Consider the following 25,709-nt stretch of genomic DNA (forward strand, 5'->3'; position numbering starts at 1 on the left):
GGGAGACCAAGAGACTGTCGCCAGAGAGGTGAATGCTTGGCAAAATGACCGCAACAACAAAGAAAGTCGGATAAACTGGCAGTTTACCACCAAGGAATCTAGAGTGAAACTAAAAAGACTTTATCCGTCATTTAATGATTAACATAACACTAGTGGAACAGGTATTCTCATGAATGATTTACCGTAGCATTATTTAATTCTTTGGATACTTATCTGGCTTATTACTCATAGAAAAGCTCCGTAACTTTGCTAGGAAAGTTACCTATAGATGATCAGAAAATATACCATCTCCAGTTCAAAAAAGTCGAAACACCTTATCCCCCAACATGCGTTTTCATTTCCATATCCCTCAATCCACTTTGCGGCATGCAGTAGATTATCTGTATTTCAATCAGGCAAAAAGCTTTGAAATGAAGCGTACTGCCTTGCCTGTTTTTCATCAGGAATTGGTTTTCAATTTGGGAGAGGGGTTTGAAGTTTGCGACTTCCATGAAACTTACAACACCGGAAACTATCACTCATGGTTGATGGGCTTACATACACGCCCTGTGAAAACCTCCGTCAAAGGCAAACATTTATCCATCGGGATTCTATTCAAACCTTGGGGCTTGTATCAACTTTTTGGCATCCATCCCAGTGAACTCTCCAACAATGTTTTGGACAGTCGTTTACTGTTAAACAGTTCGTTGGAAACCTTTGTAAAGGAACAATACGATAATTCCTCCCCCGGTCAATTCTTGCATTTGTTAGAAGAATTTCTGGTGAAAAATTTTCCTCAACAAGCCCTCAGAACGGAAGTCATCCGGTCCATTGATGCCATTGAAGGTAGCCATCTGCAAAGAGGAAGTATCCAAAAGCTCTCCCGGGAATTGAATCTCAGCCCAAAATCGTTTATTCAAATCTTTAACAAAACCATCGGTTTAAGCCCTTTGCAATACTTACATTTGAAAAGGGTCCATACCGCCATTGGGCACCTCACCCAATGCCCGGAGAAGTCCCTGACATCATTGGCCTACGAACTCGGCTTTTACGACCAGGCTCACTTTACCAAAATGTTCAAAAATTTCTGCGGAGAAACACCCAAAGCCTTTCGTAAACGCCAATTTCAACAAGGGTAAATTTTATACAATTTTAAATTTCAACACTTTCAAATCTTTGCAGCCGGAAACTAATCATTCCCTGCAAATGAAAAACGTATTGAGAAAACTTGTCCCCGATACCACCGCATTGCTGTTAAGACTTCTTTTAGGTGGAATATTTGTATATCATGGAAGCAACAAATTAGTAACTTTCCAAGAACAGCTCCCCTATTTCCCCGACCTAATAGGCATTGGCGCAAAAACTTCGTTCGTGTTGGTCATCTTTGCCGAGTTGGTTTGCGGGGCACTTGTAGCTCTTGGACTTTTCACCCGTTTGTCAGTCATTCCTATTGTTTTCACCATGGCAATTGCCTTTTTTATCGCGCATGCCAACGATCCGTTTGCCCAAAAAGAACTGGCTTTCATCTTTCTGCTACTCTCTATAGTAGTTTTCGCATCGGGTAGCGGTAAATATTCTATAGATCAATTCATCTTCAAAAAATCATGAGAAAAACCACTTTATACATCGCCATGAGCCTGGATGGTTATATTGCACAGCCCAATGATGATTTACGTTTTTTGTCCATCGTACAAAAGGAAGGAGAAGACTATGGTTATGCCAAGTTTAACAGTACTGTGGACACAGTCATTATGGGGCGCAAAACGTACGATTGGGTCATGAAAAATGCTACTGAATTCCCGCACACGGATAAACAAGCCTTCATCATTACCCGTACCCCCAAAGCTGCTATCGGCAATACAAGCTTTTACTCCGGAAGTTTAAAAACGTTAGTTCTCAAACTAAAGCAAGAAAAAGGAAAAACAATTTTCATTGATGGCGGAGCGGAAGTTGCCAATTCTTTGATGAAAGAACAACTTATTGACGAACTGATCATTTCCATCATTCCGGTTTGCATAGGAGAAGGCATACGCCTCTTCAAAGACGGTCGCCCATGGACCCACTTACAACTACTGGAAAGTAGAACATTTGAAAGTGGCCTGGTGCAATTGCATTACCAATGTATGAAAAAGGATTGAAGGACTGAAGGATAGAGGGACTGGGGGATTGAAGGGTTGCAGAATGGGTGGTATGATTTTACCTGTTTTGTAACTTTGGCCATTTAAAGCATTCAAGCTTGTAAACTTGAATGCTTTTTATAATTTAGCTTTTCTAGTAACTGATAAAGTTGTTCTACGTTCATGGTTGCCCATTAAAACAATGGCATTTTTTCTTTCCCTGAAATAACGGTATAGCTCCAATGATTTATTCCCTCTATCCACAATATCCCCCAGAGAGATGATTAAATCTTCATCCCTTACCCCGATTTGTTCAAGGAGTTGTCTGAATTCATCATAACAACCGTGAATGTCTCCGATGACAATTGTTCGTCTCATCTCAGTGTTCTTTTGGCTTACCATTTATCCAGAAGTATCTATAAGAAACGGCTTGGAAAAACTTCCAAACCGTTCTTAAAGGTATACAATAGAAATTGATTTGTCTATGAAGTGATTTAAACTTATAGTTTTTGACCGAATCGGCTCATCAAGGCACTTTTTGGAGAGAATAGCCAAAGCTATTGTTGAAAAAAGTAACACAGAGGAGGCGTTTTTGAAACATTTTTTAGCAAAAAGAAAAAGGTTAATTCACTTCTATATTCCTTTCACTGCTTTCCAAGCTGAGTTTAACAGAATGGCTGATAAAAACAGCCCCAAGCCAAAAATAGTATGTGTGATCAGACTCTTTAACCGTGCAATGTTCGGATCGGGCAGATTGGAAGCGGCCACACCGACCCCTAAGCCCGGTTGCATAATGAAAAAGGGAGCTGCAACGGTAAGAATCCCAATGAGTAAAGCCGGTACAAGTGTAGGCTTTTGTAACCAACTCTCTCCAAAAACCCCCACCAACAACAAGGCAAAAGAAATTCCGATGAAGTAATGAGCCATCCAACCGATGGTTAATTCATACATCACCGGCTCAGCCTTGGCTATACTTTCATGAAAAAACTTGCCTTTGGGGAAATGCCCGATCCAACGTCCTACAAAACGGTAATCAAGCGATTTGATATTAAAGAGGAATTTCAGGATAATTGCCCAAAGATCCATGGTGAGGGTGGCACCAATTCCGATAGTTATTGTTTTAATTAGTGTTTCCATATGCTGATTGATTTATAGATTTGTTCATATTGCTTAATGATGAGGCAAAACTATCAATAATTCTTATTAATGCAATCAAGTCGCAATAATAAATTATGAAAAGAAGAAACACGCAATCAAAACAGGAGATATTAAACGTACTAAAAGAATCGGGAAAAGCCTTAAGCCATGATATGATCCAGTCGGAAATTCCTTCCAAAACGGACAGGGCCACCATCTACCGCGTTCTCAACCGCTTTTGTGACGATGGAATTACTCACCGGATTGTGGGAGATGACGGAAAACAGTACTTTGCCCTTTGCTTGGATTGTTCCCAAAAAAAACACAAACACAATCACTTTCATTTCCGCTGTATAGAATGTGGGAAAGTGGAATGTTTGGAAAATGAGATTACCGTTCCTTTGCCGGAAGGATATGTTTCTCAAAGCTTCAACGGGTTAATTTCCGGTCTTTGCAAGGATTGTTCAAAGCTATAGAACTAAAAAAGGCTCGTACCAATGACGTTGCGGGCCCCTATCTCCTCTTTTTCTCTTACTTCCTGAGCTTACCCCGTTCCCTAATTATTGAATTGACGAAGATGGTGATCGGCATGTTTATACGCTAAATACCCGACTTGTTCCGGGGTCAACTTCCCGAAAAAGGGATGTACAATACTTGGGATAGAATAGTTTTCGTATTCTCCGATCAATTCCAGCCATTTTTGTTTTGTACCGACAATGTCTCCTTCCGGCTCTTTGACGATAAAACCCCGGCTGGTCGGAACATTCTTCTTAATGGGTTGGTCGTCCCGGATAAAATCTTTCAAAGCCACTTTCCCAAACAGACGACCCAGCAATGATCGTCTGAAAGTTTTCTTTGCCAAGGCCATTTCGTCCCAAAGGATACAATGCTTCATCATCTGGTAAAGATTCATTTTGCCCCATTGCGCCTTGTCCGTTTCGTCAAGTGCGTGAATTCTTCGAATCAAATCCTCCCGAAGTGCTGTGTCAAATATCGTTTTCATCTTATTGTTTTTGTTGTAATGAAAACCAGTTTCCCGAGTCATCTTTGAAAAAAGCTTCCGTGCCGTAAAACTCTTCTTTGGGGGCTTTGATAAATTCCACACCCTTGGCTTTTAGCTCCTCGTACGTTGCATAAATATCGTGACATTGAAATACCCCGGTACCAAACGTTCCCTTCTTGATCAGTTCCTTCATCGTTTTCACCGTTTCCTCTGAAAACATGTTTCCTGCAGAAATCGGAAATAATACGATTTCAAAATCCGGCTGCTCGGGAGGGGCTACCGTAAGCCAACGGGCATCTTTCCCCATCGGAACATCGGAAATTACTTTAAAACCAAGTTTATTGGTATAAAAGTCATAGGCACTGTTTTGGTCAAGCACATAGACGGTGACATGATTCATTCTTGCTATCATGAAATTCTATTTTTAGGTTGAACGATAAGGCAAAGGTCTGAAACGGGGAAAAAAATCACTTCTCCAAAATTGCTATTCTTCCAGCCAACCATTTTGATAGGCAAAGCAACCGGGTACAAATTTCAAAGGCGTTTGTGAAATTTGTTTTTTGCGTTGCTGCTGTTCCCTTAAATAAGCGGAAGGAGCTTTGCCCACGATCCGTTTAAAAAGTCCGCTAAAGGAACTCAAGCTTTCAAACCCTACCAAATAACAAACTTCCGACACCGGTTTATTGGCCTGTAGCAATTCCATGGCTTTTTCAATTCGCACGGAAGTTAAATATTGGTGCGGGGTCTTTCCATAAATTTTTTTGAAAAGCCGGATGAAATGAAATTTTGAAAAATAGGCTTCGTCTGCAATATTATCCACCTCTATACTGCCCGCATAGTGCTTGTCAATAAAAAGTTTTGCCTGCACGATTCTCCGGTATAAATATACATTTTGATATTCTTCTTCTTCGGGCATTTTTCTTTGTTGAGTATTAAAATTACGTTAGGTAAAAAAATCACTGATTATAAGGAAAAATACAAGACATTCAGGAGTTTTAAAAGTTATTTTGCGCTAAAAGTTTTACGATAGTTTATTCCGGAATAGCACATGTTTAATATTCGTTGTGGGGCCGCTCCGCAGGAGGTGCTCCTTTTAGGGTAAAATTAAGACTTGACCTAAGTGAGATTGAATACAAAATGCATAAAAAATATTGATTGAAAATATAAACATATCTATAATACAAATCGTCAGAAGGCCTTCAGGCATCGGCTCTACGTTCTGATTTGCCACTCTTTTCAAAGATATTTGCCTGTTTTTTCAAGAAAAAACTCCCTAAAAGAAAACGTTTATACAACTAATAATCAATCACTTACCCGCAAAAAATACAGCATATTGCAAATAGCATTTATTCATTACCATCAAAAAGGTATTTTTATTTTTTGCATTTTAAAAAGTAAGTATGTAATATTGGGTACAAACAAATTAAAAACGACCAGAAAGAACCACCTATGAATATACTTTTCCCAATCAGGGAAAGTGAATGATCGGCACCTATTTCTTAAAATCCAATGTGGTAATAAGCAAAATTTGCCTTGGGGTAAAATAAAGGCTTGAAGTGCCTATGCTGTCATTTGGCAGGAAAACAAATTGCTGATGCCAGTTATAGTCATTTGAATTTCAAATATCTATAAGTAAAAAACCCTTCAACATTACCTAACTTACCAAGTTCAAATATGTATTCTGATACTAACAGAATAACAAAGTGGCCGGAGCTGAATAACTACAGACGAATTTCATGATGCAAAAAAGCCTTAGATAAGGTTGGTTTTTAGGTGTATTGAATCCTTGGGTTGAGAGGCCCGGATGCCAACATCCTTTCACCTTCATACCTTAGAAGTGCTCAGAAATTACCTGTGATGCATAAAGCTCGATGGGCTGGAACCCGTATAGGTAGCGTAGCAATTCACAAAAGTCATATAGACTTTACCGTTATTTGATAACATCGTGCATCAGCACATCGGTATAGTGTAATGACGCTTTTGACTATAACACAATTTACAACTTACTTGAAAGCAATACTCATTTATCGTTTAATGCATAATTAACCACAACTAAACACTAACAGAATACCTTACCAAATCACAGTACTGATTACAAGACATACCAGCAGTATTTCTTAATCTGCCAACAATAGGCAGCAACACAATAAAGAAAGGGTTTAAAGATGCTAACGCTTTAAATTGCTTTGACCAATAAAATAAACAACTTAAAATTACCTAAAAAGTATGCTCCACCGATTTCTGATGTCTATTCTAGGGACATTTACTTACTATGCATTTTTTACCTTAGCATCTTATGCGCAAAGTCCACTCGCAAAACTAGAAGGGAAGGTTCTTTATTTCAAAGAGCCCATAGAGTTTGCACATGTGGCTCTTTATGCACTTGATAATGACAGTTTGCCGCTAACTTTGACGACCACCGATCCTTCGGGATTTTATACCTTATCGGTCAATGAAGGAGGGGAATACCTGTTAAAGGTAAGCTTTATTGGCTATCAACCGCACACCAAAAATGTTCAGTTACAAGCAGGTACAACAACCACTGAAAACATCGCATTGGAAACCGATTCCGAGTTTCTGGAATCGGTAGAAGTAGTGGGGGAAAAAGCAAGTGTCACCTATTTGCTGGACAAAAAAGTCGTTACGTTCGATGAAAAAATACTTGCCGGCACCTCTTCAGCCGCAGATGCCTTAGTCAAGGTCCCGGAAATCAATATTGATGCAAAAGGTAATGTCAAGATACGGGGCAATAGTGGCGTCACGGTTCTGATCAACGGAAAACCCAGTATGCTCTCTCCTGCCGACCTGATTGGCAACATGTCATCGGCCAGTATTTCTCAAGTCGAAATCATCACAACTCCCTCGGCCAAATACGACCCTGACGGTGCTGGGGGCATTATCAATATTATAACCCAACAACAACAGGATGTAAACATTAGTGGAAAGGCTACCGTGGGAGCCGGCTTGGATGAAAAGTACAATGCCAGCTTGAAGCTGGACTTAACCAAGGGGCGTTGGCATCACTTCTTTACAGCAAGTTTACGGCATGAAGATAATCCTGCGACCAAACAACGTGACTTTCTCAAAAAGGGAGAAACAGACTACACTACGTTCTCGGAGGAAGAAGAGCTGGCAAAGTTTGGAATGGTCCAACTGGGCACCGAATTTAAGATGGACAGTAGCAATTTGGTCTACTTAAGTTATCAGCATTCCAATTTGGACGAAAATACACCGGTCCGGTTCAGGAATATCGATGCGGAGGCAGCCTTGTCCGAAACGGGTAAGGGAGACCTTGATTTTGGTATGCTTGAAAATAAATTCCAGGCAGGGTATGTTTTTTCAGGTAAGAACAGTCACCTGAGTGCCGATGTCCTCTATTCGCTGGGGAAACTCCGGGTAAACTCTGAAAGTGAAAGCCGTAAAGAGGGGAACCATAACAATGCCTATTACACTTCCTCTCTAAAAAACGAGTCGGACTTTTATTTCTTTGATTATACGATTGATTACAGTTTAACTTTGGGAAAGTCCCTAAAAATGGAATTGGGACATGCCGGTGAGTATGTCAACACAGAGAACAACTATTCGGCAATTTTTCAAGAAACTCATTCCGGTATAAAGTATGATTACAAAGAAAGCATTCAAGCTCTTTTCACATTATTCACTTTCAAAAAAGGGAACTACACCTTTCAAGGAGGGCTTCGTTTTGAAAATGTGCTTCAGGAAGTTTCCACCATGCCGGCCGACCCCTATCAAAATTTATACCCCAGCTTGGGCATAGAGTATAAGCTCAGCGGCCAAAAATCCCTTTCGTTTAACTATAGCCGGAGAATTTCCCGGCCTGATCCTTTCCAATTTATCCCGCTTGAACGCCAAGTCAATAGCCGAGAAACAGAGTACGGGAACCCGGAACTGCAACCGGCCTATTCCAATAATTTGGAATTGGGCTACAAGCTATTCAATGATAAGATCGGGGTTAAAAGTACGGTCTATTTTATACTCATCAATGATTTAATCAACCGGGTTCTCCTTCAAGAAGAAAACCTGTCCAAAGTGACCTTCGAGAACATCGACCAAGCTGCTACCTTTGGAGTCAGCCTTTCGGCAGAAACCGAGCTGAACCAATGGTATAGCTTAGACGGAAGTATAGAAGTGCTCAATTACCGCTTGAAAGACGATACGTTTACAGAGTTGAATGATGATTACACATATGCCATTCTCAAGCTCAACCAGGTAGTTAGCTTTGGCCATGGCTTGAATTTACAGTTGAACGGAAGCTATACAAGCAATCATTATGAAGCACTTCGAGAGCTACGCTCCAGCTATCAACTGGGTGCTACGGTCGAAAAATCATTGTTTAACAAACATGCCAACCTTTCATTCAGTGTCAGACGGTTTGTGTATAGTGGGGAAAGAAGTACCCGCTATTCCGGACTCTACCAAATCAAAGAAGAGTATATTCCTCAAAATCCCATTTTCAGATTATCCTTTACCTATTCGTTTTCAAAAAATTAAATAGAATAACGTTCTTCTGAAATATACAGAATACCGTACACTTCTCTTAGTTATGCAGACCTATCACCCGACGATTTCACAGAATCTTATTCTGATGGACCAGATGGTTTCGCCCTCCTCTGCTAAATACAACATCGGTGGGTACGCCATTCTAAAAGGTTCTTTGAATATTCCGCTTTTTAAAAAAGCATTACATCACTACATCGAACATCAGGAAGGCTTCTCCACAATTTTTAACAATCCCTCTTTGAAAGGGCATACCGCTATGGTCAGAGGGCAAATCAGCCAGGGCTTTGTACTTGAGGAGCTCGATTTTACGCCCTCGAAACATCCTGAAACAGACGCGGAATGCTTCATGAAGGAGGCATTTTCCCAACCCTTCGATCTTAATGAAAAGCCCTTATTCCGGTTTTGCTTACTCAAGCTGAGAAAAGACCTTCACTATTGGTTTGCCTGTGTACATCACCTGATTGCTGACGGTTGGTCTTTTATGCTTTTACTAAACGGGGTTGCCGAAAATTACAGTAGTCTAAGCTCGGGCAAAAAACTACAAGAGGAACATTTGTACTATAGCCACTATGCCGAAGAGGATAAACTTTACTATGCCTCACCAAGCAGTCAAGATGACCGGGCATACTGGATGAAAGAGTTTAACCAAGCGTCTCAATCTCTTTTTACGCCTCAATCTGAATCCAAAAAAACGCATAAGGCCCAATCCGAGGTAGTATACCTCAACGAAGAGCAAGTTAAACACCTGCAAAATATCGCTCATCACCACAAGGTATCCTTGTACCAATTGGTATTATCTGTCTTGTTACTCTATTTTGGGAGATGTTCAGGGCATGAGGATCTCACCATCGGAATGCCTGTATTGAACCGTTCCCGCAAAGTGTACCGCAAGGTTTTCGGGGTATTCATGAATTTGCTAGCCGTCAAGTTTCCCTTAGCACCGGAGATGCGATTTGATCATTTCCTACAAAAGGTGAAAGGCAAAATGCGGGAAGTGCTCAGGCATCAGCGGTACCAGTATGGTAACCTGATCAAAGACCTTCAAGCAGCACAAGGCAGAAAACGGCTGTACGATATTCGCTTCAGCTATGAGAATTTTGAGTTTACTTCCGAAATGGCGGGTTTGGAAACTACAGCTTGCGCCATGTCAAACCTCTCCGAAGAAGACCCGCTATCCATCTATATGAGAGAATACCATGGCAATGGGTTCGATATCCGGCTGGTCTATAATACCCGCTATTTGAGCCAACAACATTTACAAGCTATTAAAAAACATCTTTACTACGTATTGACCCACCTTTCGGCTAATTGCTCTCAAAGTATCGGATCTTTCCCCATCATGCCCGAACAAGAAGTACAAGCGATTTTGGCGAAAGGGACCGGACAATCCCGGGTACGGACCGCTGGCACGTTCTTCCAACATTGGCAACAAGTATTACGGCAATTTGGTGATCATGTGGCAGTAGTCACCCCTCAACGAGTCATTGCTTATAAAACTCTTCATCAAAAAGCCTTGCAATTAGCCGGGGCTTTACAGCAAAAAGGCTTGCAACCCGGTGACAGGGTTGGAATCATGCCTTCCAGAAACGAGGATATTGTCATCGGTATGTGGGCTTGTCTCTTTGCCGGATATCCGTACGTACCTCTGGATCCTGAGTACCCTGCCAAGCGGCTTGCCTATATGTGGGAAGACAGCGCTTGCCAACTTTTACTGCATTCAGGCAATTGCAGATGGGAACAAGCGGCAAACCTTCCTTCAATGAGCATTCAACAACCCGAAACCTCCGCTAGTCATTTTACTATACCAAATATCCGTACAGACCATCCGGCCTATGTCATCTATACCTCCGGTACCACCGGTAAACCCAAAGGGGTACTGATCTCCTATGCATCTTTATTGGATTATACTTGGACCTTCGGAGAGTATTTCCATTTAACAGAGCAAGATAAGGTAGTTCAACAAGCGGCCATAAGTTTTGATACTTCGGTGGAAGAAATTTACCCGATTCTCTTTCATGGCGGTGAACTCCATATACTACCCGACCGTCATAATCTGGATGCACTCAACGACATGTTAAAAACGGCCGGTATTACCTTGTTAAGCACCAACCCTCAGACGGTTAATTATCTCAATGGAAAGGATATGGGGGTAAGTTTGCGTGTTTTGATCAGTGGTGGGGATGTATTAAAACCCGAATACATAAATCATTACCCCTCTTCGCTAAAGATCTACAACACATATGGCCCTACGGAAAGTACGGTATGTGCCAGCTTTCAACAAGTAAGCCCTGGACAAACGTCCATTCCTATTGGCAAAGCAATTACCAACCGGGAATTACTTATCCTCGACAAACAGAAACAAGCCTTGCCTTTCAATACTCCCGGTGAGCTGTATATCGGAGGAAAAGGCTTGGCTCTCAACTATCTCAACCAACCGGATAGTGCTCAAGAAAAATTGATAGAGCACCCCTGGAAACCCGGACAAAGGCTCTACCGCACAGGAGACAGGGCTCTTATGCATAGCGATGGAACCGTTGAGTTTCTTGGACGCATTGATGCACAAATCAGCCTGAGGGGTTACCGGATTGAGGCCAAAGAAGTAGAATTGGCCATAATGAGTACCGGTTTGGTAGAGGATGTAGTAGTCGATGTCAGAGAGCAGGCAGGCTATCCGGTGCTCACTTGTTGGTATTTGAATAAAGAAAATGCACCTTCCCACCCCAAAGCCTGGAAAGAAGTGCTGGCAGATACATTACCTGAGTACATGATTCCTAAAGAATATGTGGAAGTAACAGAGTTTCCTACACTTCCTAACGGAAAAGTAAACCGCAAGGCACTTTGCATTCCAAAAGGTATTCAACGTAAACCAGCTCCTCATACCCAAACACCTTTCACCCCGGGAGAAAAAAGAATAGCACTTTTGTGGGAAGAAGTTCTTCAAAAACCCTTTACGGATACGAATATTTCCTTCTTTGATCTGGGGGGACATAGCCTGACAGCTCTTCAGTTGTTGAGTAAACTGAGAAATCAATTCGAAGTCAACATAGAATTTAAAGACCTTTTTGAGCATCCCACCATCCGGGAACAAGCATTATTTATTGACCATGCGGCAAAAGGGAGTGCGGTCAATATTCCCACGGCACCGGATAACGTTGACTACCCTCTTAGTAGTCCTCAACACCGTTTATGGGTGTTGAGCCAGCTTGGAGAAGCTTCGGAAGCTTATCATATCTCCGGGGCACTCAGGCTGCAAGGGAAGTTACAGGAATCTCAAATGAGCCGGGCAGTCGAGCAACTCCTTGTTCGTCATGAATCCCTTCGCACCGTATTTATAGAACAAGAAGAGGGTACTCCCCGGCAGTTGGTCAAAAATGCACAGACATTCATTTCAAAAGTTTTCTTTACAGAAGATTTTACCAAGGCAGTAAATCAGGAAGAAGCACTAACGCTTTTCATCAAACAACTCCTTTCCCAACCCTTTGATTTAGAAAACGGACCTTTGTTACGGGTGTGGCTCCTCCGCAAGTCCCCTCAAGAGCATTTGTTAGTATATGTGATGCACCATATCATTAGTGACGGTTGGTCACTTGAAGTCCTTCTCAGAGAGTTTACACAAATTTATTTGTCTCTGGTACAAAAGGAGAATATTCCACTTCCCGTCCTACCGGTGCAATTCAAGGACTATGTTGTCTGGCAGGAAGGAAACGCAACACATACGCTCAAAAAAGCCGGAGAGTTTTGGAAAAACAGGTTTGCCGATAAGATCCCCGTATTGGAATTACCTTTACAAAAACCCCGGCCCTCTGTGAAAGGGTATCAAGGAAAAGAACTTAAACACTTTCTGCCTAATGCTTCCGTCACTCAGTTAAAAACTATTTGCCAGGAAGAAGGTGCTACCTTATTTATGGGTCTCTTTGCCTGTCTCAATGCCCTGCTGTTCAGATACACCGGCCAAGAAAGTACCGTCATAGGCACACCCGTAGCAAACCGGGACCAGACTGAGCTACAAGGGTTGGTAGGACTTTTCCTCAACATCTTACCTATAAGGACGGATATCCCTGAAAACACCAACTTTCGCCAACTGTTACAGACTCAGAAATCAGAGTTATTAGCTTCCTTTCAAAACGGCCACTACCCCTTGGAACAGTTGGTAACAGCATTGGACTACAAGGTAGATCCCAGCCGTTCTCCGTTATTTGATGTAATGATCGTTCTGCACAACCAAGCCGAAATGGCCCCAGAAAGTTGGACAAACCACACCAAAGAGCTAAAAATCACTCCTTATACACAATTGCCTAAGGAAACCAGCCAATTTGATTTGGTATTTTCTTTTCTTCAGGAACACAACGGAATGAGCCTTAGTGTGGAATACTCCACGGACATTTTTGAAGAGTGGTTTGTAGAACAACTGATGCATCACTTTGTGCAAATCACGGATGCCCTGACACACAAACCGGAAGAACCGATCCGTCAGATAAACTTCTTCCTCTCTCAAGAATATCAGTCAATGTCTACGGGAGGGTATTGTGAATTAGCAACTGACTCACAAAAAACGGCCCTTGACTTTATGTTGGAAACGGCCCGGAATTCCCCTCAGCAAACCGCTGTCGAATACGGGCAATACCGTTTAAACTATCAAGAACTTCACAATCGTGCAGCGCAAGCTTGTACTTATCTGCAATCTATTGGCATACAACCGGGAGACACGGTAGGTATTCGTATCACGGCAAGTCATCATTTGCCGGCGCTGATCTACGGGTTATGGATGGCAGGAGCGATCTATGTTCCCATAAATCCCAAGTACCCTGAGTTACGCCAACAAACTATTGCGGAGGATGCTACTTGCAAACGAGTCATAACGGATGAGCATCTTCCTACCATGCTTAACTATAAGCAAAAGGCGTTTGGCCCCGGCACTACTCCGGAAGCAACTGCTTATATTCTATATACAAGTGGTACTAGCGGAAAACCAAAAGGTGTATCGATTAGCCATGCAGCGCTAAGTGATAAGCTGCAAGTAGAATTAGACTTGCTCAAACTCCAAAAACCTTGCAATACCTGCCTTCTGACCAACTACTGTTTTGATGTAAGTTTGTTAGAACTGTTTCTTCCGGCTTACACAGGAGGCACCTTACTGATTCCCGATACTGAGATGCTGCTACAATATGATGACTTGGTATTAGCACTGGCGAATGGCAAAGTCAATCTTTTGCAAGGAACCCCCACCTTTTTGGAATCATTTTTTCGTTACCTGACTCCAGACACATTACAGCCATTGGCAAAGTATCTTGAAGTTATCTGCTCCGGTGGAGAATCGCTTCATCAAACCTTGGTCACGTGGATCGAAGAAAAATTACCGGATGTACGATTGAACAATCATTATGGTCCTACGGAAAGTACCATTGATGCACTGGTATATCAAGATGTTCAAGATATGCAACAAAACCGCATCGGTAAACCCTTGGCCAATACTTCAGCTTATATATTGGATAAAACCGGGCAACTTGTACCCTATGGAGTAAACGGAGAATTGTATATAGGAGGTAAAAGTTTGGCAAAGGGCTATCTGAACAAACCCCAACAAACTACACAACAATTTATTCCGCACCCTTTCAAGCAAGAGGAAAAACTGTACAAAACCGGGGATCTGGCTTCACAATTGCCTGATGGTACTATTCTTTTTAGGGGCAGGGTTGATGAGCAAATGAAAGTCAGAGGCATGCGCATAGAGCCGGAAGAAATTTGCAGGCAGATTGAAAAATTAAAAGGCGTGGAACAAGCCGTGGTGGTGTATCATGCTCCTCTCCTATTGAGCTTTATCAGTACAGATCTCAGTGAGAAGGAGGACCTATCAGTAAAAGTCAAAAAACAACTACAGGACACTCTGCCAGACTATATGGTTCCGAATCAAGTAATCGCTCTTGAGGAAATACCTTTGAATGCCAATGGAAAAGTAAACAAAGCAAGATTGATTGAGTGGCTAAATGACAATCCGGCACCAAAGGAAGTTCAGCAAGCGAGTACAGAGACAGAACACAAACTCATGCATATTTGGGAAAAACTATTACCCACGCATAGCATCAGTGCCAGCGACCATTTCTTCGACTTGGGAGGCAACAGCCTATTGTTGGTACGCTTGCGGGCAGAAATTAAAAAGAATTTTGGGCTAAACCTGGAGATCAAAGAGCTTTTTCGCACAACGATTCTCCGGGAACAGGCAGAAATGCTTGACGAACTACTCTGGTTGCAACAGCCGGAAGAACAAGCACCTGATCATCCGATGACAGACGAAATAATACTCTGAAAACTTATGAAACGAATTGCCAAATCCATTGTGCTAATTTCCATTTTAGCCGGCTGGTTATATTGCATCACTGCATCCCACAGTGGTTTGAATGCCCTTGTCAATATTGCCAGTTACCATAACGGCTTACTCTCGTTGAAACCCTTAACCACTGAAGGTATAAAAGATTTCAACGATACCCCGGCTAAGGCTTCCGTCTACATCGACAGTCTGGGAATCCCTCATATTTTTGCAGAGGATAACCATTCCTTAGGGTATTCACTGGGATATATGCATGCCCGGGAACGTTATTTCCAGATGGAATTAATTGCTCACACCGCTATGGGGCGGTTAGCAGAAATAATCGGAGATCCGGGCCTGGGTTCCGATACGGAGTGGAGGCCTTTTCTCTTTGAAGAAAAAGCTCGAAAAACGTATGAAGAACTGGCTCAAAATGCCCCCGAATTACATAGTTACCTCAGTGCTTATGCTCAAGGAGTCAATGCCTACCTCAGTACAGAACGTACGGCATATCGCGATCCATTATATCTTATTTGGGGGTATGAACCCCAACCCTGGAAGCCTTCCTATACGTTTTTGATTCAATGGTACCTGAGTGCCCAACTCTCATATTATACGGATTATCTTGACCGGCAAGAAATTCTTGAAAAAGTCCCAAAACACATTCGACAGTACCTTTACCCTACCTACCCCAAAGACCAACGTTTTATCATTCCTCCACAAAATGAAATTTTTGCCAAGGAGTCTGAAACGGAGAAGAACATCGTCAGCATTTTTGGAACGGATCAACCCCACCGGTATACCACACGTCCGGCTCAAAAAAGTCTGGGTAGTAACAATTGGGCAATTGCACCACCCAAAACGATGAGTGGCAAGACCCTGCTCTGTAACGACCCGCACCTTGCTCTCACGGCTCCTCAAGTATTTTATGAAGTACAACTTCATACTCCAGAGTTAAAAAGTTACGGTTATACCATCCCGGGGAGTCCTGTTATTGTGAGTGGACATAATACGGAAATCGCCTGGGGGATTACCAATGGAGGCTGGGATGTCACCGAAATGTATGTGTTGAAAACAGATGAAAAAGCCCCTCAAAAATACTTTTATGAGGGACATTGGCTAACAACGGAAAGCAAGAAATTCACACTGAACAGTAAGGGGCAGTCGCCTTATGAGTTCACAGCCGAATTTTCCGAATTGGGGAAAGTCATAAGAGAAGAGAACTTGACGTATGCCATCTATTGGCATCCTCAACAAGGGAGTAAAGCCGTGCAAGCTTTTTGGAATATTATGAAAGCCACCAACTGGAATGGTTTTACCGGAGCCTTGCGTCAATATGACCATCCTGCCCAAAATTTTGCCTATGCCGACAGAAAGGGCAATATCGGTATGGTCAGTGCCGGAAAGATGCCTCTAAAACCGCAAGGATATGCCGGAGGCCTTTTGGATGGCACTCGTAAGCCCATTGGAAAGTACCTGTCTTTTGACTCACTTCCTCAGGTATACAACCCTTCCCGGCATTATGTATTCTCAGCCAACCAAGAACCTATGCGAGGCCCTCATTATTTTGCTTCCCATTGGTTTGATGACCTGTACCGCCCCAGAAGAATTGATAACCTGTTGGCAGCAGGTAAACACTTTGACATAGAAGATATGATCCGTTTACAATCGGATGTAAAAGATCTTATGGTGGAGGATATTCAACAATTGCTGATGAAATACCTGCCTGAAAAACAAAAATCGAACGGTTGGAACGCTTTTATCCGATGGAATGGGGAACTTACCCCCGGCTCTGAGATGAATACAAGATACCAAGCTCTTAGGAAAAGTATTGATCAAAGCCGGAATGATATTGCTTCCAAACTTCATGTAAAGGCCCCTCCTACGCCGGATCAATTTCTTCATTTTTTAAAAACCCGGGATGAAATCATCATTGGTGAACAGCGTTTGATTTCTCAAGAACTAATCAATGAGATAGCTAAACGGGCTGAAACAATACTCAAACAAAACGAAAAGCAAACAAGCGGAGCTGCCAACCCATTTGCTTTTGAGATTCCACAGATGACCATGCTACCGGGCTTCAGTATCCCGGTGACTGAAGTAGGCGGTAGTGAAAACACCATTAATGTCAACTACGGAGCCTTTCCGGTAATTCGTACCATTATAGCCTTGGATAGTTCAGGTGTACAATCCTGGATGGTGACCGCCGGAGGACAAAGTGGCCGGGTAAATTCCAAAACGTATCTCCAACAGCTACCCAATTGGATAGAACATCAACCCCACCGCACCCAAACACCGGAGCATCCGGGTGAGCTCCGTCAAATTTCTTGCATTCTTCATTTCAAAAAAAAGTAAACCATGAAGTGGATTCAATACCTTATTCTTACCCTGATCATTGTAAGCAGCCATTTGTTTTTGAGCGGCATTTTTCAAATCACTATGCTATGCCTGGCGGGATTAAGTTTGCCGTTTTGGTGGCAAAACAATCCTCTTTCACTACTGCCTTCTATCCTTATTTTGGAAATACTCATCCTCACAGCGCTATCTCTGCAACTGACTTTTGACAGTGAACACTTGAGATTACTCGCACAAAATACAAGTATTAGTAGCCCCCTTTGGTTGCTTATGATTGGAGGATTGAATCTGATAAACACCACACTCTGTCTGTTCTTACCATATTTAATTATCAAAATATGGATACGGCCCCAAATGCAAGAGACCCGGAAAATAAACTCAAGCAACGCTTTGAACCTGAAACCTTCGAACGCATAAACGTAAGACAAACAGCGTCATGGAAATACTACAATTGGTAAAAAAACTAAAAAATGCAGGAGTACGCCTGCAAGTGGTTGGAGACAATTTAAAAGTACAAGCGACCAAGGGAGTGATTTCCCCTGAGCTTATCCAAGAGGTTCGAAAACATAAAGCGGGTTTACTATCCATTCTTTCCGCTGAAAGCCCAAAGGATACGATTCCTAAAGCAAGCAAACAGCAGGATTATCCCCTTTCTGTAGCCCAGGAGGGTATTTGGGCCTTGAGTCAAGATATGGCCGGATCCCAAGCATATCATATGCCCATTGTCTTGCGGTTGCATAGGAAAATTCACTCCCATATACTGGAAGAGGCTTTACAGCATATGGTCGAACGCCATGAAATACTTCGTACTTCCTTTCCGGAACTTGCATCGGGAGAGCCCAGGCAAAAAATCGAAGATATTAACATTCACCTGAGTGTAGAAAATTTGGGAGCTCTCCGGCAAGACAGGTTAAAAGAAATTATCCAGAAGGAAAGTATGCGGCCCTTCCACTTGGATAAAGCCCCGCTTTTTAGAGGTACCCTTCTCCAATTGGATCGTCAAGAATCAGTACTTTTAATCACCTTTCATCACCTGATCACCGATGGTCTTTCTATAGATATTTTCAAAAAAGAACTACTTCTGACTTATCAATTTCTACAACACCGGGAAAAGCCCAAACTTCCGGAACTTCACTATCAATATACAGATTTTGCCGTATGGCAAAAGAAATGTGAGCGTAGCAGATCCTATGAAAATGCATTGGCCTACTGGAAAGATAAACTAAGCGGAGACTTACCGGTCATTGACCTCAAACCGGAAGTAAAAAGACCACCCTTAAAAACGTATCAGGGTAGCAAAATACAATGGACCTTAAGTACAAACCTTTGGCGTTCTCTCAAGTCTTGGGCCCAAGGTCAGGGCATCACTCCGTTTCCAGTGCTTTTGGCGGCTCTCAACTCCCTGATCTACCGCTATACGGGCAACAAAGATATCCTCCTGGGTACAGTAGTAGGTGGCCGCGAAAATGAGGCATGGCAACAGCTCATCGGACTATTTTTGAATACTCTGCCTCTACGTTCTCATATAGAGGAAGAAGACAACTTTGAAGCTCTAACCAGACGACAAAATACAATCCTTCAAGAAGCACTTAGCCATCAGGAAGTACCCTTTGCCCGGATCGTAGAAGCTCTTCCCTATAAACCCAACCCTAGCCGTTCCGCTCTCTTTGATATCATGGTCATTTACAATGAGTATGAACCCTCAGAGGAAGACTACTCACAAACCTTACAATACGAGGTATTGAAAGACGACTTGCGTACCACGGCACAATTTGACCTGACCTTTTCTTTTCATGCACATGAACGTTTGGACCTGACTATTGAATTTGCAACGGATATATATGATAAGAAATTTATTAAGCAATTTGGTGAACACCTTCATACTTTTCTTGAAAAGGGAATCCGGCAACCCGCTACAAAGCTTACGGAGATTGTCTACCTTCCGGATCATGAAATCAAGCAATTACTGTATGATTTCAATTCCACCTACCGGCCGTATAACCTGAACCAATCACTGGTTACGCTCATCCGTGAAACGGTCACGAAATCATCGGAAAAAACCGCCCTTATCAGCGAGCAACGACAACTTACTTACCGGGAATTTTGGCAGGAAGCAGAAATACTCTCCACCTACCTTCGCCAACAGCACGGTATTGGCCATGGCAAGACGGTCGCTGTTCAAGTGTCCCGTACCGAAATGCTTCCGGTATCGCTATTTGCCGTATGGCACAGTGGGGCGGCTTACTTACCCCTGGACCTGGCCTATCCGGAAGAAAGAACCCGCTACATCCTTGAAGATAGTGACTGTGACCTTCTCGTCACTGACGAGTGGTTACAACATTTCCGGGAAAACCGGCACAAAGTATCCCGGCTTCTCCCACCGGAAACCCGGGTCGATGATTTGGCCTATGTCATTTACACGTCAGGCTCTACCGGAAAACCTAAGGGAGTAATGCTTTCTCATAAAAACGTTTCGGCATTTGTACAATGGGCTTTAGAGGAATTTGAGAGCAGTTCTTTCGAAATACTCTATGCCAGTACGTCTCATTGTTTTGACCTCAGCATCTTTGAATTTTTCTATACTTTAGCAAGTGGAAAAACAATCCGGATGCTTCCATCCGGGCTCCATATTCAAGACGCTATTGCCAAGGATAAAAAGGTACTGATCAACACCGTGCCTTCCGTGGTACAACACCTGCTCAAAGAACCGGATTTTCCTTGGGAACACGTCAGTACACTTAACATGGCCGGCGAGCCGGTGCCCACTCAGTTCAAAGAGTTGTTGGACTACAAACACATAGAAGTACGTAACCTGTACGGCCCTTCAGAAACCACTACGTACAGTACCTGCTATCGCTTTTCGGAACAAGAAAACAATATACCCATAGGCAAACCCATCGCAAATACCCGGATATATATACTTGACGAACAGAAAGCTTTAGTGCCGGCTGGGGTCAATGGAGAAATTTTTATTGCCGGTTCCGGGCTTACAACGGGGTATTGCAATCAACCCGGATTAACGGCTCAACGTTACTTGCCCGATCCGTTTTATCCGGGTGAGAAAATGTACATGACCGGAGACATTGGTCGATGGGATACCTCAGGTCTACTTCATTATGTAGGTAGAAAAGATCATCAAATAAAGCTCAGGGGATTCCGGATTGAACTCGGAGAAATAGAGCAGGTACTGGAAAGGCACAAACAAGTGGAAAAAGCCATTGTAATGCTTAAACAGTCCCGGAAAAAAGGCCCACAACTGATCGCTTGGATCAAGGCATCCCCAAAACCAGAAATAAATGAATTCAAGCAATTTATCTGGAAGTTTCTCCCCTCTTACATGACACCCGGTGTCTTCCAGTTTATAGATACATTCCCTTTGACTCCAAACGGAAAAACGGACCGGGCGGCTCTCACCTGGAAGGAAGACCAAACGGAAACCCCTTCTGCTCTTGAAGAGTGCATCCCTCCCCGCAATGATTTGGAAAAGAAAATTCATCAACTCTGGCAAGAGGTATTGGGACAACAAGTGGCTATTGGCATTACCCATAATTTTTTTGAGCAAGGAGGGAACAGTTTGCATGCAGCCCGGTTGGCTTCACTACTGAAAAGGCATATGGGCTTTCAACAAGGTATCCGGTTTGTTTTTAAGTACAACACCATAGCCGAGCAGGCTGCCTTCCTTGCTAAGGCTGTTACCTCTCAGGAAGAGGTCATTCCCAGAGTTCCAAAGCAAACTCACTACCGGCTAAGCGCCTTTCAGGAACGTATCTATGTATTATGCAAAGAAGGAGGGGAAGCTTACCACATCCCGGGCGGACTGGAATTGAAAGGTCCGCTAGACAAAGAAGCGCTACAAGGAAGTTTTCGATACTTAATCGACAAACATGAATTATTCCGGTCTGTTTTTGAGAAAAATAAATATGGCGAACCGGTAAGAAGAACTCTGGATAGTGAAAGTACTCATTTTAAGCTTTCGGAACTTACCATGAATTCTTCCGCAGAAATCACTCACTATCTTCATCAAATTGCCACTCAACCCTTTGACCTGGCAAATGACCTTCCGTTACGGTTCACATTGGTATCGGTAAGTGAGAAACACCATTACCTACTTTACTGTTTACATCATATTGTGGCAGATGGTTGGTCCCTCCACATCATGGTACGGGACCTAATGGATACTTATACGCAATTACTCCAAGGGAAAAACCCCGATCACACCCCTTTGCCCTTTCAGTTTCAAGATTTCCTGGCTTGGCATGAGCAACAGACTTTGGAAGAAGCCGAGCAATATTGGAAGCAGCAATTGGCAGCCCCTCTACCCGTACTGGATATTCCTATAGACCATCGCAGGCCTCAAGAGAAAACCTTTCACGGGGATTCAAAACACTTGAGCATTCCTTCCAAGGTGGTGACAGCATTAAACAGTCTTTGTCTCTTACATAATACTACGCTTTTTACAGCATTGCTCACCAGTATACGAACCCTCCTCTACCGTTACACCCACCAACAGGACAGCATCCTCGGCACCGTAATGGGAGGAAGAGAGCACCCTGACATGGAAAACCAGATCGGGCCCTATCTGAATACATTGCCTTTGAGAAACCGCTTAACAGAAGAACTAAGTTTTGAAGAACAATTGAAAGCGGAACATCAGGTGATCCTTGATGCAATGAGTCATCAAGGGTTTCCACTGGCAAAGATGCTAGACTTCCCATGGGTGGAATACGACCCCGCCCGTTCCCCTCTTTTCGATATAATGGTGGTGTATCAAAATCAAGAGCAGCTAGGCCTTAGCGGAAACCTCAATCACTTCACTTCGGCATCAGGATTGGAAATCGCAACCCTGGAGGATCATGAAAACCGGACGAGCCAAATGGATATGTCGTTTATATTCACCGACCAACCGGAAGGGCTTTCACTCTCCTTGGTTTACAACACAGATATCTATCCGGAAAACTTTATCAAGCGAATGCTCGCAAATTATGAGGTTTTGATAGAAAGTATACTGCAAAACCCTCAGGTTCCTATCCGGCACTTGAACATGCTCAACGGGCAAGAAATTCGTCAACAACTGATTGACTTCAATGCTGTCGAAACGGAATTTCCGAAAACATCCCTTGTGGCTTTATTTGAAAAGCAAGTGGTTAAATCAGCTGACCGGATAGCCATTTCTGACCATCAAAGAACTTTGCGTTATTCGGAGCTCAATGCAGAAATTAACCAACTGGCTCATTTTCTTCAAAGCCATCATATAAAACCCAACCATAAGGTCTGCATCCAGATGAAGCGCAGTGCGGATATGGTCATTGCTGCCCTGGCGGTGATCAAGTGTGGGGCAGCTTATGTGCCTATTGCCATTGACTATCCTGAAGACCGCAAAAAGTTAATACTACAAGACTGCGATTGTCAAATGGTACTGGACGATGCTACCTATGCACAATTCCGAAAAAGCCAAACGCATTATAATATAACAAACCCCACACCTGTATCGACACCAGCATCTACAGCCTACATTATCTACACTTCAGGTTCCACCGGAACCCCTAAAGGAGTCGCAGTGGCTCATCGAAATGTAGTTCCCCTGATAAAAAACACCAATTTTGTCAATATTCAACCGGAGGACACACTGCTGCAATGGTCCAGTTTCGCCTTTGACGGGGCCGTCTGGGACCTCTTCGGCACCCTTCTCAATGGGGCCCATTTGGTGATGATCACGGAAGAAGAAGTTGCTTCCGTGGAGCGGCTCAAAGCAAAAATAGAAACTCATCAGGTAAGCCTTCTCTTTATTACCACAGCCCTTTTCAATGTCATTGTCGATACGGACCTCAGCACTTTTAAGTCCTTACGGAAATTACTCTTTGGAGGAGAATTGGTTTCGGTTGACCATGTACAAAGAGCATTGGACTATCTGGGAAGCGGGATAATGCATCATATGTACGGACCGACTGAAACCACCGTCTATACCACCGCTCATGCGATCGATTCGCTCCCTTCGGATGGATTGACAATCCCTATTGGCGGACCACTCAGCAATACGACCGCCTATATACTTGATACGAATCAACAACTTCTTCCTCAGGGGGCAATCGGTGAAATATGTATCGGAGGTGACGGGCTCAGCTTGGGGTACTTAAATGATTTGGCCAAGACACGTGATAAATTTGTACCTCACCCTTTCATACCCGGAGAGAAACTGTACCGCTCCGGTGACTTGGGTCGCTGGCAGGAACAGGGTGGTATTGCATTTATAGGAAGAATAGACCACCAGGTCAAAATCCGGGGCCACCGCATTGAACTTGCGGAAATTGAGTTTTACTTAAGCCAGGTACCCGAAATAGAAAAACAGATAGTTGATGTTAAAATCGATGCGATGGGGGATAAGTTTCTCTGCGCTTTTCTGGTTAGCCCTCAAAACCCACCCACTGAAGAAAGCCTTCGCAAACACTTACATCAATTTTTACCTGATTATATGATCCCCGATTGTTTTATTGTTTTAAATGCGCTACCACTCACTTCTAACGGCAAAGTAGACCGGAAGCAATTACCTTTACCCAAACGAACTCCGGCACAAAACCTGGTTGCTCCTGCTACTGAAACAGAAGAACAAGTACTTCAACTATGGAAGGATTTACTAGGGGACAAACCCATCAGCGTAACCCGCAGGTTTGCCGAACTTGGCGGCCATAGTCTCAAAGCAACCCGCCTCGCAGCAGAAATCCGAAAAAAATTGAATGTGGAAATTCCACTTGTACAGCTTCTGTACAGCAATATCCGCGAACAGGCAAAGTTGATTGAAACAACAGAAAAATCATCTCACATCGAAATCCCATCCTACCCGGCACAGGAACATTATCCATTGAGCCTGGAGCAAACGGGAATTGTCCTTGCCGACATCTTACAAAAAAAGGGCAAAGAATACTCCATCAACGGAGGGATACGCTTGCGTGGAAAACTGGACCATGCACTTTTCAAAAAAGCATTTTTGGAATTGTTTGAACAGCATCATGCCTTAAAAACGGTTTTCCGGACAAATGAAGCCGGTGAAATCATGCAATTCCCGCTCAAAAACATCGACCCTTCAGAAGCCTATACATATGCGAATGTAAGTGACCGGAAAGACATGCATGAGCGCCTTACGGAAACCGCTACTAACGAATTTCTTAAGCAGCCTCTTGACCTGGAAAAAGGCCCTCTCTTCCGGTTGGTTTTAATTCAAATAGCCGAAGAGGAATATGTAATGATTTATTTTCTACACCATGCCATTGCCGATGGCTGGAGCCTTCAGGTGCTACGAGAGCACCTTCTCCAAAATTATGTCAATCTGAAAAATGGCAGTATGGATAAACCGGAACGGCCTATCCAATACACCGACTATGCCCTGTGGCAAAAAGAACAAATCGCCCAAGGACTTTATCAAGTTCATAAAACCTATTGGGAAAATCAATTTAAAATGGAACCTCAGTTTGTGAAAATCAGCGATAAAACAGAGAACCCACTTGGTGCTTCGGGTTCCGGCTGGGTCACTGTTGAAACGGATGAAGCCTTGTATAAGAAACTCAGAGCAAAAGCGCTAGCGATGCAAACCAGTATGTTCAGCCTGGTGTATGGGGCCATCAACCTTCTTATATATTCCTATACCGGGCAAACTGATATTACCCTCCCCAGCCCCTTTGCCGGCCGTGCTCATGCAAGTTTGAGTAAGGTAATCGGGTGCTTTGCGGATCATGTATTACTGAGAGCTCATTTACAAGCAAACAATACTTTACATGAAACGCTGGCCCAGATAAACCGCATGATTTCCCAAGCCTATCACTATCAGGCCTACCCGGTGGCCTTGCTTCATCATTATCTACAAGAAACCCATCAAACCGATTTATCTCAACTAAACAATATTGCCGTAAACTTTCACAACCTCGATGTTACCGACCAGGAAAAAGATACTTACCTTTTAGAACAGACAGGCTTGCGCGTTGAAGATTATCAGGCAGGTGCGTTTTATGCAAAATATGACCTCAACCTTGTCTTTCGAGAAGAGGCAAACCAGCTCATTATTCGCGCGGAATACAAGCGAGAACTTTATAGCCGGCAATTTGTAGAGGAAATGACGGAACGGTTAAAGGATATTCTCAGGCATATTCTTCAGACTCCTCAAATTACTCTCAGAACGTTGAAAGCTAATTATCAGCCTAAAGAGCTTCAAGGAATCATACAGCAGGCCACTCAAGCAATGGACGATACTTTTTGAAAGTAGAGAAAGTCAGATGATTCAACCTTCAAGTACCTAAAGAGTCAA

14 protein-coding genes and 1 pseudogene are annotated in these 25,709 nt (G+C 43.1%); 10 read left to right on the forward strand and 5 right to left on the reverse strand.

The window, feature by feature from the left end; genetic code table 11:
• The 4 genes and pseudogenes from AAG747_RS27265 to AAG747_RS27280 all read left to right on the forward strand — a co-directional run.
• A pseudogene (locus tag AAG747_RS27265) lies at positions 1 to 142 on the forward strand (IS630 family transposase); the annotation flags it as partial.
• 184 nt (positions 143 to 326) lie between these two features.
• On the forward strand, positions 327 to 1,118 hold the full coding sequence (locus AAG747_RS27270; protein WP_346824428.1) for an AraC family transcriptional regulator: 792 nt from the start codon (positions 327 to 329) through the stop codon (positions 1,116 to 1,118).
• A 67-nt stretch (positions 1,119 to 1,185) separates the two neighbouring features.
• Positions 1,186 to 1,587, forward strand: coding sequence for a DoxX family protein (locus AAG747_RS27275; protein ID WP_346824429.1), 402 nt, complete (start codon positions 1,186 to 1,188; stop codon positions 1,585 to 1,587).
• Entirely contained in the window at positions 1,584 to 2,117 is a 534-nt protein-coding gene (locus AAG747_RS27280) for a dihydrofolate reductase family protein (protein WP_346824430.1), read from the forward strand. Before AAG747_RS27275 ends, AAG747_RS27280 begins: the two co-directional genes overlap by 4 nt.
• A 117-nt stretch (positions 2,118 to 2,234) precedes the next feature.
• Here AAG747_RS27280 and AAG747_RS27285 read toward each other — a convergent pair whose 3' ends face one another.
• Together AAG747_RS27285 and AAG747_RS27290 are read right to left on the reverse strand one after the other, a co-directional pair.
• Positions 2,235 to 2,474: a metallophosphoesterase gene (locus AAG747_RS27285; protein WP_346824431.1), complete on the reverse strand. Its 240-nt coding sequence runs from the start codon at positions 2,472 to 2,474 to the stop codon at positions 2,235 to 2,237.
• Positions 2,475 to 2,729: 255 nt separating this feature from the next.
• Positions 2,730 to 3,233, reverse strand: a complete 504-nt coding sequence (locus AAG747_RS27290; RefSeq protein ID WP_346824432.1) for a DUF2938 domain-containing protein — start codon at positions 3,231 to 3,233, stop codon at positions 2,730 to 2,732.
• A gap of 95 nt (positions 3,234 to 3,328) precedes the next feature.
• Between AAG747_RS27290 and AAG747_RS27295 the strand changes: the two genes are divergently transcribed.
• Positions 3,329 to 3,709 carry a Fur family transcriptional regulator gene (locus AAG747_RS27295; protein WP_346824433.1) on the forward strand — a complete coding sequence of 127 codons (381 nt, stop codon included), beginning with the start codon at positions 3,329 to 3,331 and terminating at the stop codon, positions 3,707 to 3,709.
• A gap of 80 nt (positions 3,710 to 3,789) precedes the next feature.
• On the opposite strand, the gene AAG747_RS27300 is transcribed toward AAG747_RS27295, so the two are convergent.
• The 3 genes from AAG747_RS27300 to AAG747_RS27310 form a co-directional block, all read right to left on the reverse strand.
• Entirely contained in the window at positions 3,790 to 4,236 is a 447-nt protein-coding gene (locus tag AAG747_RS27300; RefSeq protein WP_346824434.1) for a DUF1569 domain-containing protein, read from the reverse strand.
• Position 4,237: 1 nt separating this feature from the next.
• Complete coding sequence (locus tag AAG747_RS27305; protein WP_346824435.1) at positions 4,238 to 4,648, reverse strand: VOC family protein; 411 nt, start codon at positions 4,646 to 4,648, stop codon at positions 4,238 to 4,240.
• 72 nt (positions 4,649 to 4,720) lie between these two features.
• Positions 4,721 to 5,152, reverse strand: coding sequence for a helix-turn-helix domain-containing protein (locus tag AAG747_RS27310; protein ID WP_346824436.1), 432 nt, complete (start codon positions 5,150 to 5,152; stop codon positions 4,721 to 4,723).
• 1,310 nt (positions 5,153 to 6,462) lie between these two features.
• On the opposite strand from AAG747_RS27310, the gene AAG747_RS27315 reads away from it, so the two are divergent.
• From AAG747_RS27315 to AAG747_RS27335, 5 genes are read left to right on the forward strand one after another with little or no spacing between them, the layout of a single operon-like run.
• Complete coding sequence (locus tag AAG747_RS27315; RefSeq protein WP_346824437.1) at positions 6,463 to 8,748, forward strand: TonB-dependent receptor; 2,286 nt, start codon at positions 6,463 to 6,465, stop codon at positions 8,746 to 8,748.
• Between the two features lie 52 nt (positions 8,749 to 8,800).
• On the forward strand, positions 8,801 to 15,061 hold the full coding sequence (locus tag AAG747_RS27320; protein ID WP_346824438.1) for an amino acid adenylation domain-containing protein: 6,261 nt from the start codon (positions 8,801 to 8,803) through the stop codon (positions 15,059 to 15,061).
• Positions 15,062 to 15,067: 6 nt separating this feature from the next.
• On the forward strand, positions 15,068 to 17,416 hold the full coding sequence (locus AAG747_RS27325) for a penicillin acylase family protein (RefSeq protein WP_346824439.1): 2,349 nt from the start codon (positions 15,068 to 15,070) through the stop codon (positions 17,414 to 17,416).
• A gap of 3 nt (positions 17,417 to 17,419) precedes the next feature.
• Positions 17,420 to 17,833: a hypothetical protein gene (locus AAG747_RS27330; RefSeq protein WP_346824440.1), complete on the forward strand. Its 414-nt coding sequence runs from the start codon at positions 17,420 to 17,422 to the stop codon at positions 17,831 to 17,833.
• Positions 17,834 to 17,852: 19 nt separating this feature from the next.
• Positions 17,853 to 25,661 (forward strand): amino acid adenylation domain-containing protein, encoded by a 7,809-nt coding sequence (locus tag AAG747_RS27335; RefSeq protein WP_346824441.1) that lies wholly within the window; start codon positions 17,853 to 17,855, stop codon positions 25,659 to 25,661.
• Positions 25,662 to 25,709 lie beyond the last annotated feature (48 nt).

This window comes from Rapidithrix thailandica, assembly GCF_039710355.1.
Lineage (GTDB): Bacteria > Bacteroidota > Bacteroidia > Cytophagales > Flammeovirgaceae > Rapidithrix > Rapidithrix thailandica.